The 16,467-nt window shown below is 35.8% G+C and carries 16 protein-coding genes; all 16 read right to left on the bottom strand.

Annotated features, from left to right (window positions below; all coding sequences use genetic code 11):
- Nucleotides 1-2 precede the first annotated feature (2 nt).
- Nucleotides 3-788 (bottom strand): sporulation transcription factor Spo0A, encoded by a 786-nt coding sequence (gene spo0A / locus ACERII_RS01600; protein WP_373639681.1) that lies wholly within the window; start codon nucleotides 786-788, stop codon nucleotides 3-5.
- A gap of 609 nt (nucleotides 789-1,397) precedes the next feature.
- The gene (spoIVB, locus tag ACERII_RS01595; RefSeq protein ID WP_373639680.1) at nucleotides 1,398-2,678 is read right to left on the bottom strand and encodes a SpoIVB peptidase; all 1,281 of its coding nucleotides are present in this window, start codon (nucleotides 2,676-2,678) and stop codon (nucleotides 1,398-1,400) included.
- Between the two features lie 137 nt (nucleotides 2,679-2,815).
- The gene (gene recN / locus ACERII_RS01590) at nucleotides 2,816-4,540 is read right to left on the bottom strand and encodes a DNA repair protein RecN (RefSeq protein ID WP_373639679.1); all 1,725 of its coding nucleotides are present in this window, start codon (nucleotides 4,538-4,540) and stop codon (nucleotides 2,816-2,818) included.
- A 53-nt stretch (nucleotides 4,541-4,593) separates the two neighbouring features.
- Nucleotides 4,594-5,043 (bottom strand): transcriptional regulator AhrC/ArgR, encoded by a 450-nt coding sequence (ahrC, locus tag ACERII_RS01585; protein WP_373639678.1) that lies wholly within the window; start codon nucleotides 5,041-5,043, stop codon nucleotides 4,594-4,596.
- A 188-nt stretch (nucleotides 5,044-5,231) separates the two neighbouring features.
- Nucleotides 5,232-6,035: a TlyA family RNA methyltransferase gene (locus ACERII_RS01580; RefSeq protein WP_373639676.1), complete on the bottom strand. Its 804-nt coding sequence runs from the start codon at nucleotides 6,033-6,035 to the stop codon at nucleotides 5,232-5,234.
- A gap of 5 nt (nucleotides 6,036-6,040) precedes the next feature.
- Nucleotides 6,041-7,930 carry a 1-deoxy-D-xylulose-5-phosphate synthase gene (dxs, locus tag ACERII_RS01575; RefSeq protein WP_373639675.1) on the bottom strand — a complete coding sequence of 630 codons (1,890 nt, stop codon included), beginning with the start codon at nucleotides 7,928-7,930 and terminating at the stop codon, nucleotides 6,041-6,043.
- 9 nt (nucleotides 7,931-7,939) lie between these two features.
- Complete coding sequence (locus ACERII_RS01570; RefSeq protein ID WP_373639674.1) at nucleotides 7,940-8,554, bottom strand: CNNM metal transporter family protein; 615 nt, start codon at nucleotides 8,552-8,554, stop codon at nucleotides 7,940-7,942.
- A gap of 769 nt (nucleotides 8,555-9,323) precedes the next feature.
- Nucleotides 9,324-10,205, bottom strand: a complete 882-nt coding sequence (locus tag ACERII_RS01565; RefSeq protein WP_373639673.1) for a polyprenyl synthetase family protein — start codon at nucleotides 10,203-10,205, stop codon at nucleotides 9,324-9,326.
- Nucleotides 10,202-10,438, bottom strand: coding sequence for an exodeoxyribonuclease VII small subunit (locus ACERII_RS01560; RefSeq protein WP_373639672.1), 237 nt, complete (start codon nucleotides 10,436-10,438; stop codon nucleotides 10,202-10,204). Before ACERII_RS01560 ends, ACERII_RS01565 begins: the two co-directional genes overlap by 4 nt.
- Entirely contained in the window at nucleotides 10,428-11,807 is a 1,380-nt protein-coding gene (gene xseA, locus ACERII_RS01555; RefSeq protein WP_373639671.1) for an exodeoxyribonuclease VII large subunit, read from the bottom strand. The genes ACERII_RS01560 and xseA overlap by 11 nt, the downstream gene beginning before the upstream one ends.
- Nucleotides 11,808-11,811: 4 nt before the next feature.
- The gene (gene folD, locus ACERII_RS01550) at nucleotides 11,812-12,669 is read right to left on the bottom strand and encodes a bifunctional methylenetetrahydrofolate dehydrogenase/methenyltetrahydrofolate cyclohydrolase FolD (RefSeq protein WP_373639670.1); all 858 of its coding nucleotides are present in this window, start codon (nucleotides 12,667-12,669) and stop codon (nucleotides 11,812-11,814) included.
- A gap of 22 nt (nucleotides 12,670-12,691) precedes the next feature.
- Nucleotides 12,692-13,084, bottom strand: coding sequence for a transcription antitermination factor NusB (nusB, locus tag ACERII_RS01545; RefSeq protein WP_373639669.1), 393 nt, complete (start codon nucleotides 13,082-13,084; stop codon nucleotides 12,692-12,694).
- 334 nt (nucleotides 13,085-13,418) lie between these two features.
- Nucleotides 13,419-13,838 carry an Asp23/Gls24 family envelope stress response protein gene (locus ACERII_RS01540; protein ID WP_373639668.1) on the bottom strand — a complete coding sequence of 140 codons (420 nt, stop codon included), beginning with the start codon at nucleotides 13,836-13,838 and terminating at the stop codon, nucleotides 13,419-13,421.
- Nucleotides 13,839-13,861: 23 nt separating this feature from the next.
- Entirely contained in the window at nucleotides 13,862-15,223 is a 1,362-nt protein-coding gene (gene accC / locus ACERII_RS01535; protein ID WP_373639667.1) for an acetyl-CoA carboxylase biotin carboxylase subunit, read from the bottom strand.
- 11 nt (nucleotides 15,224-15,234) lie between these two features.
- Nucleotides 15,235-15,741, bottom strand: a complete 507-nt coding sequence (gene accB / locus ACERII_RS01530) for an acetyl-CoA carboxylase biotin carboxyl carrier protein (RefSeq protein WP_373639666.1) — start codon at nucleotides 15,739-15,741, stop codon at nucleotides 15,235-15,237.
- A gap of 397 nt (nucleotides 15,742-16,138) precedes the next feature.
- Nucleotides 16,139-16,456: a hypothetical protein gene (locus ACERII_RS01525; RefSeq protein WP_373639914.1), complete on the bottom strand. Its 318-nt coding sequence runs from the start codon at nucleotides 16,454-16,456 to the stop codon at nucleotides 16,139-16,141.
- Between the last annotated feature and the right edge of the window lie 11 nt (nucleotides 16,457-16,467).

Genomic DNA, 16,467 nt, shown 5'->3' with positions numbered 1-16,467 from the left:
GCTTAGCTCACTTTATGTTCAATTCGAAGTTTATCTGCAACCATTGCAATAAACTCTGAGTTTGTTGGTTTTGCTTTAGATACACTCACTGTATACCCAAACATTTTAGAGATTGATTCAATGTTCCCACGACTCCAAGCAACCTCAATTGCATGGCGAATCGCTCTTTCTACACGACTTGCTGTTGTATTAAATTTCTTAGCGATATCTGGGTATAGCACCTTTGTGATGGATCCCAATAATTCAATATCGTTATAAACCATAGTAATAGCTTCTCTTAAATACATATAACCTTTAATGTGTGCCGGAACTCCAATTTCGTGAATAATACTAGTGATGCTTGCATCTAAATTCATTGGTTTATTTTCTCTGCGAATAGATGAAGTAGTTGTTGGTTTAATGTAGGCGGAGGAATTTCCACTTACGTCACGAATTTTATTCATTAATGTATCCATATCAAAAGGTTTTAAAACGTAGTATGCGGCCCCTAGTTCAACAGCTTTTTTAGTAACATCTTCTTGTCCAAAGGCAGTTAACATAATTATATTTGGGCGTTTTGTAAGTTGTCTTTCATTTAACTTCTCCAAAACCGCTAGACCATCTAAATGTGGCATAATGATATCAAGAATAAGAACATCAGTTTCGTTCTCCTCCACAAGTTCTAAACACTCTTGTCCATTATATGCCTTACCTATAACTTCCATATCCTCTTGAGAATTAATATAATCTTCTAAAAGCATTACTAACTCTCGATTATCATCTGCAATACAAACTCTTACGTTTTTCACAAAAACTTCCTCCCACTCATAATTAATTTCTGTCATAACACATATTCGACAAACTAAAGTGTATACCTTTTTATTTTTTCATTTTTTCTATAAAAAGTTATTTTTTCTCTTGTTTATTCATTATAGCTCTGTTTTTCGACCACATTCGATTAATACCAACACACGAGATGTGCATTTGTCGAAAAATCTTTATTTGTATTTATATCTTATCATAATTACTTTATATTGGATAGATTTTTCAATAGTCGACGACTCCCACGAAACCAAAAAATTTGCACATTGGCGGATGAAAATACGTTATGAGTATATAGTTAGTACTCTTCACTTTATATGGAATGAGCGCAAGTCCACGAACTCCTGTGGGAAGCAGAGTAAAGGCGAGACACCGCAGAACGAAGCCAGGATGGCGACATGACGCCGTTGTCCACAGGACGTGGGCATGTACTTAAGCGGAATTCTTCGAGGAGGATCGGCAACTCCCCACGGAAAGGAGTGGACTGAAGCGAATGGAATACAAACCAACAAAAATAGAATTACCAGATAATCTGATACACGTATTTTCAGGGTAGACTCATTATATACAACCCATAAAAAAAAGACGAGTATGAATTAACTCGCCTTGGACTTATCTGTTTCATATATATCAATTCCTGCTTCTTGTAGCATCCATTCAATATGGCAACCGTAACCAGAAGTTGGATCATTTACAAAGACGTGAGTAACTGCACCTATAATACGGTCATTTTGAATAATAGGACTACCACTCATACCTTGAACAATTCCACCTGTTGCTTCAATTAATTCAGGATCTGTTACTTTAATTACCATTCCTTTTGTAGCAGGAAATTTTTGTTCTGTACTACTGACAATTTCAATATCAAATCGTTTAACTTTATCGCCCTCAACTACTGTTAAAATCTCTGCAGGTCCTTCCTTTACTTGGTGAGAAAGACCAATATCCATAGGTTTATTCAGTTTTCCATTATCTATATCATCGTGAAGTTTTCCGAATATCCCAAAAGGGCTATTCTTTTGTATATCACCTAATACTTTTCGATCACTTGAAAATCTTGCAAGTTTCTCACCTGGTTCCCCTGTCATACCTTTTTCAATAGAAGTTACCTTAGAACTTACTATTTCTCCTTCATTTACCTCTATTGGTTTTTTTGTATCCATATCCGAAATTACATGACCTAGCGCTCCATATTTTTTTGACTGCGGTTCGTAAAATGTTAGTGTTCCTACCCCTGCTGCTGAATCACGAATATACAAACCTAAACGAAAGTTTTCATCCGTTTTACCTTTAATTGGTTGTAATTCTTTTTTATATGATTTTCCATCCCGTTTAATCTCTACTTGTATAGGCCCATCTATCTCCCCTGAGTCCTGGACGACAGGGTTTATATCATTCATCTCTTCAATTTTAACCCCGTTCATCTTTGTAATAATATCTCCAACTTCTATTCCTGCTATTTCTCCTGGTGATACACTTCCATCTTGAGTTTCAATGAGGTGATGTCCCACAACTAACACACCTTCTGTTTGTACTCTTACTCCAATAGATTGTCCTCCTGGTATCACTTTTAGCTCCGGAAGGACAGTAACATCCATCGAACGTAGTGGAATTTTCCCAATCCCAAATTGAACAGAAGATTTATCTGCTTGCTTCCCCTTTAATTTAGTAACTCCATCCTCAGTTTCAATTTCAATTGATGCATTATTAGTAGCTAATGCAGGTATCGAAGTTGGTACATTATATTCCTGACCTTCAAAAAAGACAAGGTGATGTGGTGTTTCAATATAATGTTGGAGTGGAGGATAAAATGCAGCAGAGAACAATAACACAAGGAGAATTGCACCTACACACTTTTTTATCAAATTTTTATTCAACCTTATTCACTCTCCTCGTTATAACCTACACCTCCACCATGGCTGTACTACTAATTTTGCCTTGATTCACATCATTTATAACATCAGAAAAAGAAAAAAGCTAACCTTATTTGGATAGCTTTTCAATGAATAGGTAATTATTGCTTCGATTGTTGAGCGCGAATAAGTAATTCCTTAGCATGTTCTCTCGTTAAATCCGTTATTTCCACTCCCGATATCATTCTGCCAATTTCCTCTATTTGTTCAGATTTCTTTAATCTTCTAACAGAAGTAACAACTCTGTCACCATTTGTTTCTTTTGCAATAAATAAATGATTGTCTGCCATAGCTGCAACTTGTGGTAAATGACTAATACATAGTACTTGAGAACCGAAAGATATTTCATGTATTTTTTCCGCAATAGCTTGAGCAACACGACCACTTACACCAGTATCAACTTCATCAAATATAAGCGAAGTTACCCCTTCATGAGATGCCAAGATTGTCTTGAGCGCTAAAATAATTCTAGACATCTCACCACCAGAAGCAATTTTAGCTAATGGTTTGAGTGGTTCCCCTTTATTTGTTGAAACAAGAAAATGTAGAGAATCAATCCCTTTCTTAGAAATAGGAAGACGTTTTTTGATATTAATTATTTCTTCTACTTCTATTTGGTTTTCGTTAAACTCTACTTCAAAATTTGTATCTTTCATATATAAATTAATGAGTTCCGTTTGGATGGAGTCTTTTAATTGAATAGCTGCTTTTTTACGAAGATCTGTCAAACGTTTTCCTACAATTAGCAATTCCTTGGCTATTGTAAGTAATTCGTTTTGCCATTGTTGCAATCGCTCATCACGATTCTTCAAGGTATCTATCTCTTTATCTAGACTTTCTACATACTCTAGGATGTCATTTACAGTTTCTTTTCCATATTTTCGTTTTAAAGTATTAATCTCGCTTAACCTTGCTTCAATATCATTTAGTCGATCAGGATCGAACTCAATATTCTCATAATAATTCCTTAGAGAATACGCTACTTCCTCTAAAAGATAATAGTTATTTGTAATCGTTTCTTTAAGAGGAACAAGCTTTTCATCCATAGTAGCAGCATCTACCATTTCATTCATTGCCACCATTGTCCATTCTAAGCCTTTCTGTTCACCATACAATGCTTCATATGAACGATGGACAGATTTATACAAGTCCTCACTATAATCTAATCTCTTCTTTTCTTCTAACAATATTATATCTTCATCTGGTTTTAATTTTGCCTCATTAATTTCTTTTTGCTGAAATTGTAGAAGGTCTAACCTTTGCATTATTTCATGTTCATTTTCTGAAACTTGGCTCACCTTATTTCTTTGATCAATAAAGGTTTGGAATACATTTTCATATTCTCTCTTCGCATCAGATATAACCTGCTCTGAGAAGCGATCTAATAAAAATCGATGTTTATCTTCTTGAAGTAAATACTGATGCTCATGCTGACCATGTATATCAACTAAAGCTTGACCAAATTGACGCAGAACAGCTAATGTAACAAGCTTTCCATTGATACGACAGACACTTTTGCCTTGTTGTGTTATTTCCCTTTTTAAAATAATTGTTTCATCTTCATCAATCTCAATATCAAGATCCTTTATCAAACCCATTATTTCTTTAGGATCTACAATAGAGAAAATACCTTCTATTTCTGCTCGTTTACTTCCATGACGCACATATTCTACTGAACCTCTCCCACCTATTAATTGACCAATTGCATCAATAATAATCGACTTCCCCGCCCCTGTTTCACCAGTTAAAACAGTTAGACCTTTTTCAAAAGGAATAGTAATGTGATCAATAATAGCGAAGTTTCGGATTGATAGCTCCATTAACAAGACCTTTCACATCCTTTATATAATACTTCTTTTACCTGTTCATTACATTTTATTTATAGCATATTCAAGAACCGTTCACTGACTTCCTCTGTTTGTCCGGAATCACGGCAAATTATTAGTATCGTATCATCACCACAAATAGTACCCAACACTTCATTCCAATCTAAGTTGTCTATTAACGCCCCAACCGCATTTGCGTTGCCAGGGAGCGTTTTCATAACAATTAAATTGTTAGAGTAATCAACTGATACAAAACTATCCATTAACGCCCTTTTTAATTTTTGCAATGGATTAAACCTTTGATCAGCTGGAAGACTGTATTTGTATCGTCCATCCATCATTGGTACCTTTACTAACTGTAATTCCTTTATGTCTCTACTAACCGTTGCTTGAGTAACGTTAAAACCACTATTTCTTAATTGTTGGACCAAATCATCTTGAGTCTCCACTTCTTGATTTGTTATTATTTCACGAATTTTAATGTGTCTTTGCCCTTTATTCATGTTATTCCTCCATTAATTATCAACAAAATCGCTTCACTTGATAGGATACGAATTTAATATTTATACAAATATTCATTGTATTTATTAATAAGTATACAGTAATAGGTCCAACTAATAAACGTAATTCTTTTACAAATTTCAAATAAATTCGTCAAAAAAAGACACCAGCATCAACTGGTGCCATGTATTTATTGATGTGCTTCTTTGACGACATCTTCCATTCTTTTATCATCCACATAATTTTCTCCGTTCAGTTCAGTGGATAAGTAGATCAAAAACTCGATATTTCCTTCGCCACCGCGTATTGGTGAAGGAACTAACCCTTTTACGGAAAATCCACAATTCGTAGCAAAAGATACAATTGTTTTGAGAACTTGTTCATGAATTTTTGGATCTCTGACAATACCTTTTTTCCCAACTTGTTCCCGCCCAGCCTCAAACTGAGGTTTAATTAAAGCTGATACGTGCCCACAAGGAGTTAAAATGTTTTTAAGCACAGGCAAGATTAGTTTTAATGAAATAAAAGAAACATCAATTGTCGCAAATTCAGGTGAGCCTATTTGAAAATTTTCAGGGGTTACATAACGAAAATTGGTTCTTTCCATAACCACAACACGTTCGTCTTGTCTTAACTTCCAAGCAAGTTGATTATATCCAACATCTACAGCATAAACAAGTTTTGCTCCATTTTGTAAAGCACAATCTGTAAACCCACCTGTTGAAGCACCGATATCAATTACTATTTTATCTTGTAAGTCAATGTCGAATGCTTCAATAGCTTTTTCTAATTTTAACCCACCACGACTTACATAAGGAATTGTTGGACCTTTCACCTCAAGGTATGATGTTTCTTTCACCTTAGTTCCTGGCTTATCAATCCTTTCTCCATCCGCATAAACAATTCCAGCCATAATGGAGCGCTTTGCTTTTTCCCTTGTATCAATTAGACCTTTATCAACTAATAAAACATCAATTCTTTGTTTTTTATCCATGGTGATTAAGCTCTTTGTCTCTTTCTTGGAATTATTTTTTCAACAGATTTTATGATATTTTGTGAGGTTAGTCCGATTTCTTCCCAAAGCTCTTTTACACTTCCGTGTTCAATAAATCGGTCTGGAACTCCCATTCTCTCAACAACTGTTGAATGAAATCCATTATCATGAAAATACTCTAAAACAGCACTTCCAAAGCCACCTTGTAGTGCGGCTTCTTCAACTGTAAGAATTGGTCGGTTTTTTAATGCCAATTCTGCTAGCATTTCTTCATCCATTGGTTTAATCGATCGGGCATTTACAACATCTACAGAAATACCTTCTTTTTCAAGTAGTTCTGCTGCTTCAAGCGCTATCGGTATAGTAGTACCAAATGTAAGGATAGTTAAATCGTTTCCTTCTTTCAGTATTTCCCATTTCCCTATTGGTATTTGCTTTAATTCATCATCCATTTTTACGCCATAGCCATTTCCTCGTGGATAACGAACAGCAATTGGACCGTCATCATAACATACTGCAGTATAAATCATATGCTGCAATTCGTTTTCGTCCTTCGGCATCAGTATTTTCATATTAGGCAAGTGTCTTAAATATGAAATATCAAATACACCTTGATGGGTTTCTCCATCCGCACCTACTAAACCGGCACGATCTATCGCAAAGAACACATTTAAATTTTGACGACAAACATCATGTACAACTTGATCATAACCGCGTTGTAAGAAGGTAGAGTAGACTGCAAATACAGGTTTTAAGCCTTGTGTAGCTAATCCTGCTGCCATTGTAGTAGCATGTTGTTCTGCAATTCCTACATCAAACATACGGTCAGGAAACTCATTAGCAAAAACGTCTAATTTAGTTCCACCAGGCATTGCTGCAGTTAAAGCGACCACACGTTTATCTTCACGAGCTACCTTTTTTAATGTATTTGCAAACACACCACTATAACTTGGAGGTCCTGGTTTTTTTACTACTTCTCCAGACTCCATTTTATAAGGTCCTAAACCATGCCAAGTTCCTAATGCATCGTTTTCTGCAGGAGCGTAGCCTTTACCTTTTTTTGTAATAACATGAATGATAACTGGCCCCTTAGTTTTTTTTGCATAATTAAAATTTGTGGTAAGATCATCTAAATCATGTCCATCTACAGGTCCTAAGTAAGTAAACCCTAATTCTTCGAAGAAAATTCCTGAAACGAGTAAATACTTCAAGCTATCTTTTACACGTTCAGCAGTCGAAGCAATTCTGCCACCGAAAGCAGGAATTCGTTTCAACAACATCTCTAATTCATCTTTTGCTTTTTGATATTTACCTGCTGTTCGTAGTCTTCCTAACACATTATGGAGTGCACCTACATTAGGAGCAATAGACATTTCGTTATCATTTAGAACAACAATTAAGTCTTTCTGTTCATGACCAATATGATTAAGAGCTTCTAACGCCATACCGCCCGTTAAAGCTCCATCGCCAATCACAGCAACGATCTTCTCATTCGTTCCTTTAATATCCCTTGCAACTGCCATTCCCATTGCAGCAGAAAGAGAAGTTGAGCTATGGCCAGTTTCCCATACATCATGTTCACTTTCAGAGCGTTTAGGAAATCCACATAAGCCTTTGTATTGTCTTAATTGATCAAATTGGTTAGCACGACCAGTTAATATTTTATGAACATATGCCTGATGTCCTACATCCCAAATGATTTTATCTCTCGGACTCTCGAATAATTGGTGAAGAATTAAAGTCAATTCAACAACACCTAAGTTGGGCCCTAAATGCCCACCTGTTACTGATAATTTTTCTATTAAGAAATGCCTTATGTCCTGTGCAAGGTCTTCCAGTTCGGTTTTGCTGCATTTCTTAAGCAATGCTGGGTCTTTAATGCTAGACAAATCCAAGAAAAACCCTCACTTTCTTTTATTATTCTTATTTCCATTCTTTTTACGTTTCTTACCATTAAATATGGTTATTTTCAATTTTACCTCTAAAAAGTAAAATAATCTACCCACATGATAAATGATTTCCGTTGAGTACTGTATTGCTAGTGTTTTTCCAACTGATTTCCCACCTACAGTTAGTGCTGCAACAACACTTGTAAACAAGATAGATGCTATCAATTGAAAGTTTGATCCTTCATCATGTCCTAATTGCATGGACAAGCGTAAAACAACGTATGCAGAAGCTGTGCCACTAATGACACCGGAAATATCACCTATTACATCATTACAGAAATTTGCAAAACGATCTGCATTTCTTGTAATATGTACCGCTTGTTTTGCACCATTTAATTTTTCAGCTGCCATAGCATGGAAAGGTTTTTCATTCGCTGCAGTTGCAGCTACTCCTATCGTATCAAATAATACACCAATTAATACAATAAGAAAAACAATGACCATTCCAACTGCCCAACTTACTCCACTTAAAATGGAGGTGGAAACAATCGCAAAAATAGCCGCTAACACCAGTGTGATAACGGCTACTATAACACTCCAACTTAAAGATTTTTTCACAGATTCCTTCATTATAAAACATCGTTCCTATCTTCTGCAATAAACTAATTGCTATTATAAGATATGTATCCGAGTGGTCATTTTAAGAGTAAAAACTGCGTCTTAGGTCCAGTAGGTTTTCCCAGTTAAGTACCTTAGCGTCGCCGCTATGGCGGTTTCCCATTAAACCTAACTTGACGCTGTCACCAAACGTCAGACTGGATTACCACTTAGTACGCACTATAATCCTCTTCAAATGTCCGTGCGGAACAGTCTAGGAGTTTTCCTCAGCAGTTCTTTGCCATTTTCTATCCTCTTTTGCAGAGTAGATTTCATATAGATGATTGCTGTGTATACAACCTAGCATCTATAATCCCCTCAAACTCCACTCAAGGCAGGCTACGCTGCTTACAAGTTCCCCAACTTGCAATGCAGGTTCATACCTTTGTTATAGCTTTCCGCGGGAACGGTCGCCATAACGAAAGGCCTCCGCGGTTGCAGGGTCAACGCCCACATGCCATTGTGGATCGCCCTACCACCTTTACTCCCAGTTGAGACCCAAAGCTGGGCGCCTCAAGCCAAAACTAGGAACTTCATCGATGTGCCCTTTAGCGGATTTTTAGGCCCGCTTTCGAAAATGGAGAACTGACTAGAATACAGCACCACTCGGTAGATCTATTATAACATGAGATATTTTGTTTACACAACGTACAACCATTTCTTTAACAGTATACCTTTTCCAATTGAAAAAAAGATAAATGTAAGAATGGAAATCAAAAATAGAAATAGGAGAAGACATACATTATCTTGACCTTGATTCGATATAATTTGTTAATTCTTCTAATAATGTATGATTCATGCTTGTCTCATATAAGTATTTTTTTGCGTGTTCTATATGGTACGACAATTTTTCCTTTGCTCCATCCATACCTAAGATCTTTGGATATGTACTTTTATTATTTTGTTCATCACTACCTACAGGCTTCCCGATTATTTGTTGATCACCTTCGACATCTAAAATGTCGTCCTTTATTTGAAAAGCTATACCTAAGTGTTTGGCAAAAAGCTTTAATGAATGCCTTTCTCCATCGGAAACGCCTGCAAGTATAGCGCCTGCAACTACAGAAACTCCAAGTAATTCTCCTGTTTTCCTATTATGAATTTCTTCTAATTGGTCAACATTTAATTCCTTATTTTCTCCCTCGATGTCAGCAACTTGTCCACCTACCATCCCTAATGGACCTGCTGCTTTCGCAATTTCAAAAATTAAGTTTACTTTCATTTCACTATCTAAATGTAATGATGATAAACATTGAAAACTGTAAGTTAACAGACCGTCACCTGCTAAAATAGCCATAGCTTCACCATAGACTTTATGATTCGTTGGCTTTCCTCTTCGAAGATCATCATCATCCATAGCAGGTAAATCATCGTGTATTAAGGAATAGGTATGTATCATTTCAATAGCAGCTGCAACATCATACCCTAAATCTAGTGGTTTATTATAACCACTAAGTGTTGCTAGTAACAACATTGGTCTTAAACGTTTCCCTCCAGCCTTTAATGAGTAAGTCATGGACTGTTTAAGTGTATTAGAAATGTTTAATGAATCAATTAAGGCAGGAAGTCGTCTATCTAGTTCCTCTTTCTCTTTTTCTATAAACGTTAAGAAAGTTTCTGTCACTCCGATTTCTCCTCTACAAAAAATGGTTTTAGTTCACCGTCTTCCGTTAAGACCTCTGTCATTTTCTTGTCAACTTGCTGTAATCTATCATGACAATACTTTGATAGATGCATTCCCTCTTGAAACATTGTAATAGCTTCTTCTAATGGAACATCAGCTTCTTCAAGTTTATTCACAACCGCTTCAAGTTTGTCCATAGCCTCTTCAAACGTAAGTTCTTTCTTATCGCTCATACTTAACACTCCATTTCGCTTGTGGTAATTCCTCTTCTTTACTACTATGAATTTGACAATGTAATTTTCCGTCTCGAAGTTGTATCGTAATATTAGAGTTCGTTTCTGTGTCATGCACACTTTTAATTAATTTATCTTCTTCATTGTATACAAGGCTGTACCCTCTCTCCATTACGTTAAGGGGATTTAATACATTGAGTTTCGATATCAAAAGTCCATAGTTATTTTTCTTATGTGAAACAAGCGCATTAAATGACTTCATGAGTAATTCACTATTCGTCTTTAGTTTTTTCTTTTCACCCATTATTCGATGTTCAGGATGTAATCGAACAATTCGGGAATTCAAGTTCCCCAAGCTAGTAGTCTGCTTATCTATCTTTTGATTGACTATTTTTTGCATACTTTCAACTAACCTATCTAAATCCTGCTCTTTCTGTTCTAAAAGTTGTTGTGGATAACGAAAAGCATAAGACTTTGACATATAATTTAATCGTTCTTTTAGATTTTCTATTTTTCTGTCCATCGCTCGGATGACTCGGTCTTTTCTATCCTGTATTCTAACCATCAGTTCTCCTATATCAGGTACAGCTAATTCAGCTGCAGCAGTAGGAGTTGCAGCACGTAAATCAGCTACAAAATCACTAATTGTAATATCTGTTTCATGCCCAACCGCAGAAATAACTGGGATATGTGAATTATAAATTGCTTCAGCAACAATTTGTTCATTAAAAGCCCATAGTTCCTCTAAAGAACCGCCCCCACGACCTACGATTATTACATCGAACGTGCTAGCAACATTGGCCTGATTGATAGCTCTTGCTATAGACGGTGCAGCATTGGGGCCTTGTACTAAAGCTGGTAGCAACGTTACCTTTGTTAATGGGAACCTTCTTTCCAAAGTAGTAATTATATCTCTAACAGCAGCTCCTGTTGGGGAGGTAATTACAGCAATTGACTGCGGAATAGATGGAATTTGTTTCTTTATATCCTTTGAAAAATATCCTGCCATTTCTAATTTTTTCTTTAACTCTTCAAATGCTAGATATAAACTTCCAATGCCATCTGGTTGCATTTCTTTAACATATAACTGGTATAGACCATGAGGTTCGTAAACAGAAATATCTCCCCGTACAAGGACATTCATCCCGTTTTCAGGTGTGAATTTCAAAAACTGATTATTTCCAGCAAACATAACAGCGTTCACTCTCGATTTATCATCTTTTAGTGTGTAATACATATGTCCCCTAGAATGCCATTTAAAGTTAGATATTTCTGCACGAATCCATACATTTTGTAAGAGAGTGTCTCGATCAATTAGACTTTTAATCCTTTTTGTTAAATCACTAACGGACATATAGTCTCGGCTCATCCCACTACCCCTTACTTACAAGTCGTTTTGCAGAAACAATAGTATTATATAAGAGCATTGTAATTGTCATCGGTCCTACTCCACCGGGAACAGGTGTGATGTATGATGCAACTTCCTTTGCTTCGTCGAATACAACATCACCTACAAGCTTGCCTTCTTCATTACGATTCACACCAACGTCAATCACAACTGCCCCCTCTTTGATGTATTCTTTATTAATAAAATGCGCTTTCCCCACTGCAACAACTAGAATATCGGCAGTTCTCGTAATTTGTTTCATATTTTTAGTACGAGAATGACAATAGGTCACTGTTGCATTTTCATTTAAAAGAAGTTGTCCAACTGGCTTACCAACGATATTACTGCGACCAACTACTACTACTTGTTGCCCTTCTAATTCAATCCCTTTTGATTTAATCATTTCCACAATTCCATATGGTGTACAAGGGAGAAATGCTTCTTGACCCGTCATCATTCTTCCAACATTGATAGGATGAAATCCGTCTACATCTTTACTCGGGTTAATAGCTTCTATAACAGCTTTTTCGGAAATATGACTAGGTAAAGGAAGCTGCACCAAAATACCGTGAATATGATCTGCTTTATTTAATACGTCTATTTTATGTAACAACTCATCCTCAGTAATAGACACTGACACTTCATCCAATTCAGAATGTATCCCTACTTCATAGCAAGATTTTTGCTTTGACTTTACATACGATTGTGAAGCTGGATCTTCTCCAACCAAAATAACTGCTAACCCTGGAACAATACCCTGAGATTTCAACTGTTCCACTTCTATCTTCATTTGTTCCCGTTTTTCTCTCGCAAGTTCTTTTCCTGATATAATTGTTGCTGTCATCGTTATCCCCCTAATGTTATTTCTATAAAGACTTAGCTAATTTTGATAATACACCATTGACAAACTTCCCAGGCTCTTCCTCACCGTTAAATCCTTTTGCTAAATCTATCGCCTCATTAATACTTACGTTAATCGGAATATCGTCTAGCCACTTCATCTCATACGTAGCTATCCTCAATATTGCCCGATCAACTCTCGATACACGAGAAATTGACCAATTCTGTAACGCTCCTTCTAGTAATTGATCGATTTCTTCCAAATGTTCTAATGTACCGTTTACTATCGAATGTAAAAATGGGGTTTTTTCTTCCCCTTCATTTAATACTGTAGTAATAGCTTCTTCAGATGAAACACCTGTCATCTCCACCTGATATAAAGATTGTATAGCTTTAATTCGTGCTACTCTTCTATTCATTATAACGACTCCTTAACATGTGTAAAAGTTAATACCTATTATTCCCTTTAATGATGATAGCACAAACTTTTGTGAGAAAACAGTTTGTCCATTGCTGATTTTTATTTCCTTCTTCATTTTTTTGAAAGACACCTCTCCTTACATACTAGGCGTGGGTTATTCTTAAGCGGAATCGTGGGAAATCAATGCAGTTTCCCCACAGGAAAGTATATAGACTATAACATATGAATATCAACCCTCAAAGTTAGTAGTACTAGACAGTTTTCCATTAACAATCAACGCATAATTATCCCGCATAGAATAAAAAAGAGAAAAGCCAAGGAAACCCCCTGGCTTAAGCACCTTGCTCTTTTTTACTTTGCTCTAAATCTTGTTTTGGCTGTTCAAGCTGTACACCAACTACATGAACATTGACTTCTGTGAGCTGGATAGAAGTCATATTCTGTAATGTTTGATAAATGTTCTCTTGAATTTTTTTACACACTTCAGGAATAGAAAAACCATAATTTATAAGTACATAAACATCAACATTAATACCCTCTTGTTTTAATTCAACTTTTACACCTTTACCATGATTGTTTTTCTTACCTAATCTTTCAACAACTCCTGAAGCAAAGTTTCCACGCATTGTTCCTACACCTTCAACCTCTGTTGCTGCGAGTCCCGCAATTACTTCGATAACTTCTGGGGAAATTTCTACTTTACCTAATTCGTCCTTATCGTCCGGAATATGAATTAACTGATTTTCTTTCATGTTGACTCCTCCTTTTGAAGATTTTACTCTTCTATTTCTGGCTTTAAAGAATATTGTTCCAAAAATTTCGTATTAAAGTCACCGCCAACAAAAACTTCATGATCAAACAACCGAAGATGAAATGGGATCGTTGTGTCTACACCCTCTATGACAAATTCACTTAATGCACGTTTCATCTTTGCTATTGCTTCTTGTCTCGTGTCTCCATGAGTGATAAGCTTCGCAATCATAGAATCATAATATGGAGGTATAACGTAACCAGGAAAAACCGCACTATCTACTCGAATTCCATACCCACCAGGAGCCAAATACATAGAAATTTTCCCTGGAGATGGCATAAAGTTTTTGTCAGGATTTTCCGCATTAATTCTGCACTCTATGGACCACCCTTTAAAAGTGACTTCCTCTTGAGTATAGGAAAGCTTTTCTCCAGAAGCAACTAATATCTGTTCTTTTATTAAATCTATTCCTGTTACCATTTCTGTTACAGGATGCTCTACTTGGATTCGAGTATTCATTTCCATGAAATAAAAGTCACCATTATTATGGTCATAAATAAATTCGATTGTTCCTGCTCCAACGTAATTTACAGCAACTGCTGCCTTGACAGCAGCATCTCCCATTTCTTGTCTTTTCTCTTCTGTCAACGCAGGAGATGGTGTTTCCTCTACAAGTTTTTGCAGTCGACGTTGAATCGTACAATCTCTTTCACCTAAGTGAATCACATTTCCATGTTTATCGGCTAACACTTGGATCTCAACATGACGGAAATCTTCTATATATTTTTCTAAATAGACCCCAGAATTCCCAAAGTTAGCTTTCGCTTCTTTCTGAGTTACAGAGATTCCTTTACGCAGCTCAGACTCATCACGAGCTACACGGATTCCTTTCCCTCCGCCTCCAGCAGTAGCTTTAATTATTACAGGGTAACCAATTTCTCCCGCTATTTTCACACCATCTTCAACATTTTCAATGATTCCATTTGACCCTGGAACGACTGGTACACCAGCATTTTTCATTGTAGTACGAGCCACATCTTTTGTTCCCATTTGATTGATTGCATCTGGCGTTGGACCGATGAAAGTAATATTACATTCATCGCATATTTCAGCAAAGGCAGCATTTTCCGATAAGAAACCATATCCTGGATGAATTGCATCTACCTCCGTTAATGTAGCGACACTCATTATGTTTGTAAAATTTAAATAACTATCAACGGAAGGTGTCGGACCTATACAATACGCTTCATCTGCAAGTCGTACATGGAGAGAGTCGCTATCTGCTTCGGAAAAAACTGCTACTGTCTCAATATTTAATTCTTTACATGCTCTAATAATTCGAACAGCAATTTCTCCTCTATTTGCAATAAGAACCTTCTTAATCATGTTTTCATCCCCTACTCTGGTTTCACTAAAAATAACTCTTGTCCGTATTCAACTAATTGTCCATTTTCAGCAAGTATCTCTACAATTTCACCTTTCAGTTCAGATTCAATTTCATTCATTAATTTCATTGCTTCAACAATACATACTACTGTATCTTCTTTTACTTTATCACCTATTGATACATATGGAGATGAATCTGGTGATGGGGCAGAATAAAAAGTACCCACCATTGGAGATTTTATTGTGTGATAATTATGCTCCTTCGTATCCTTCTCAGCAACCACTTTTTCTTCCATCGATGATTGTAATTCCTCTTGCCTTACAGTTGTTGGTTCAGCTACATGAGATGTAGCATGTGTTGCAGCTGTTGGCACATTAACTTGTTGGACTGAACTACCTTTTGTGTTTACATTCTTTCTTAAAGTAACTTTAGAACCACTTTGTTCAAATTTAAACTCTTCAATACTAGACTCATCAATTAATTTAATCAACTCACGTATCTCTTGAATCTTTAACATGTTCCTTCACTCCTTGTTCTAGTTTTATAAGTAATTTAGTCATGTTTTTTAATTTTTGTCATTTGAAAGTCTTATTGATATCCAACTGTATTATAGAAAAATTATGTAGGCTAATACTCAAAATATATAGATAACAGTACTTAGTGAAAAATTCACATTTGTTATTTTGTCTTATGAGTTAGTCCTAAAAAATATGCTACATCATAATTGAATAAATGGAAACCTTTTTTTATTATTTTCATGAGAAAACATTTTCAGCTCTAGAAGTTTCAAAAGGCTTCATTCTTCTAAATGTAATAGAATTGAAAAAAGGCGACTCAAGAGGGCATTCCTTCCTGAGTCACCTAAATGAAGCAATAGTCCTATGTAAAATATTGCTATAAAAGATACTTTGTTCTTATTCGTTTTTATATTCTTTAAATATCGGAATTTCTGACAAGTTATCAGGAATTTTCCCTTTCTCTAATAAAATTATTTTGACAATATTTTTATTTCGTGCCATATGGTATTTATCACCATATTCATTTTCTTGTGTAAATTGTTTTAGGCTTTGATAATCCTCTTCTTGAATAGAAATAGGTTCTGAATCTCCTGCATCCTCTTCCGATTGTTCATACCCTACTTCAAATTCCACAATTTGAATTTTATCATTTTTTATATTTCTAGTTTGTTCTAACACTGCCTTTGCACCTTCAGTTAAATCTGACCATTCCATTTTTATCTCTC

The sequence above is a fragment of the Evansella sp. AB-rgal1 genome, assembly GCF_041820985.1.
Classification (GTDB): domain Bacteria; phylum Bacillota; class Bacilli; order Bacillales; family Salisediminibacteriaceae; genus Evansella.
The sequence above is the reverse complement of the archived record's forward strand: the minus strand, read 5'-3'. Positions and strand labels throughout refer to the sequence as shown.

Excerpts from the sequence above, each read along its gene's own strand:
- folD (WP_373639670.1), bottom strand. The coding sequence starts at position 12,669 with ATGACAGCAACAATTATATCAGGAAAAGAACTTGCGAGAGAAAAACGG.
- xseA (WP_373639671.1), bottom strand. The coding sequence starts at position 11,807 with ATGAGCCGAGACTATATGTCCGTTAGTGATTTAACAAAAAGGATTAAA.
- ACERII_RS01525 (WP_373639914.1), bottom strand. The coding sequence starts at position 16,456 with ATGGAATGGTCAGATTTAACTGAAGGTGCAAAGGCAGTGTTAGAACAA.
- accB (WP_373639666.1), bottom strand. The coding sequence starts at position 15,741 with ATGTTAAAGATTCAAGAGATACGTGAGTTGATTAAATTAATTGATGAG.
- ACERII_RS01560 (WP_373639672.1), bottom strand. The coding sequence starts at position 10,438 with ATGAGCGATAAGAAAGAACTTACGTTTGAAGAGGCTATGGACAAACTT.
- ACERII_RS01540 (WP_373639668.1), bottom strand. The coding sequence starts at position 13,838 with ATGAAAGAAAATCAGTTAATTCATATTCCGGACGATAAGGACGAATTA.
- ACERII_RS01570 (WP_373639674.1), bottom strand. The coding sequence starts at position 8,554 with ATGAAGGAATCTGTGAAAAAATCTTTAAGTTGGAGTGTTATAGTAGCC.
- ACERII_RS01580 (WP_373639676.1), bottom strand. The coding sequence starts at position 6,035 with ATGGATAAAAAACAAAGAATTGATGTTTTATTAGTTGATAAAGGTCTA.
- accC (WP_373639667.1), bottom strand. The coding sequence starts at position 15,223 with ATGATTAAGAAGGTTCTTATTGCAAATAGAGGAGAAATTGCTGTTCGA.
- ahrC (WP_373639678.1), bottom strand. The coding sequence starts at position 5,043 with ATGAATAAAGGGCAAAGACACATTAAAATTCGTGAAATAATAACAAAT.
- nusB (WP_373639669.1), bottom strand. The coding sequence starts at position 13,084 with ATGAATAGAAGAGTAGCACGAATTAAAGCTATACAATCTTTATATCAG.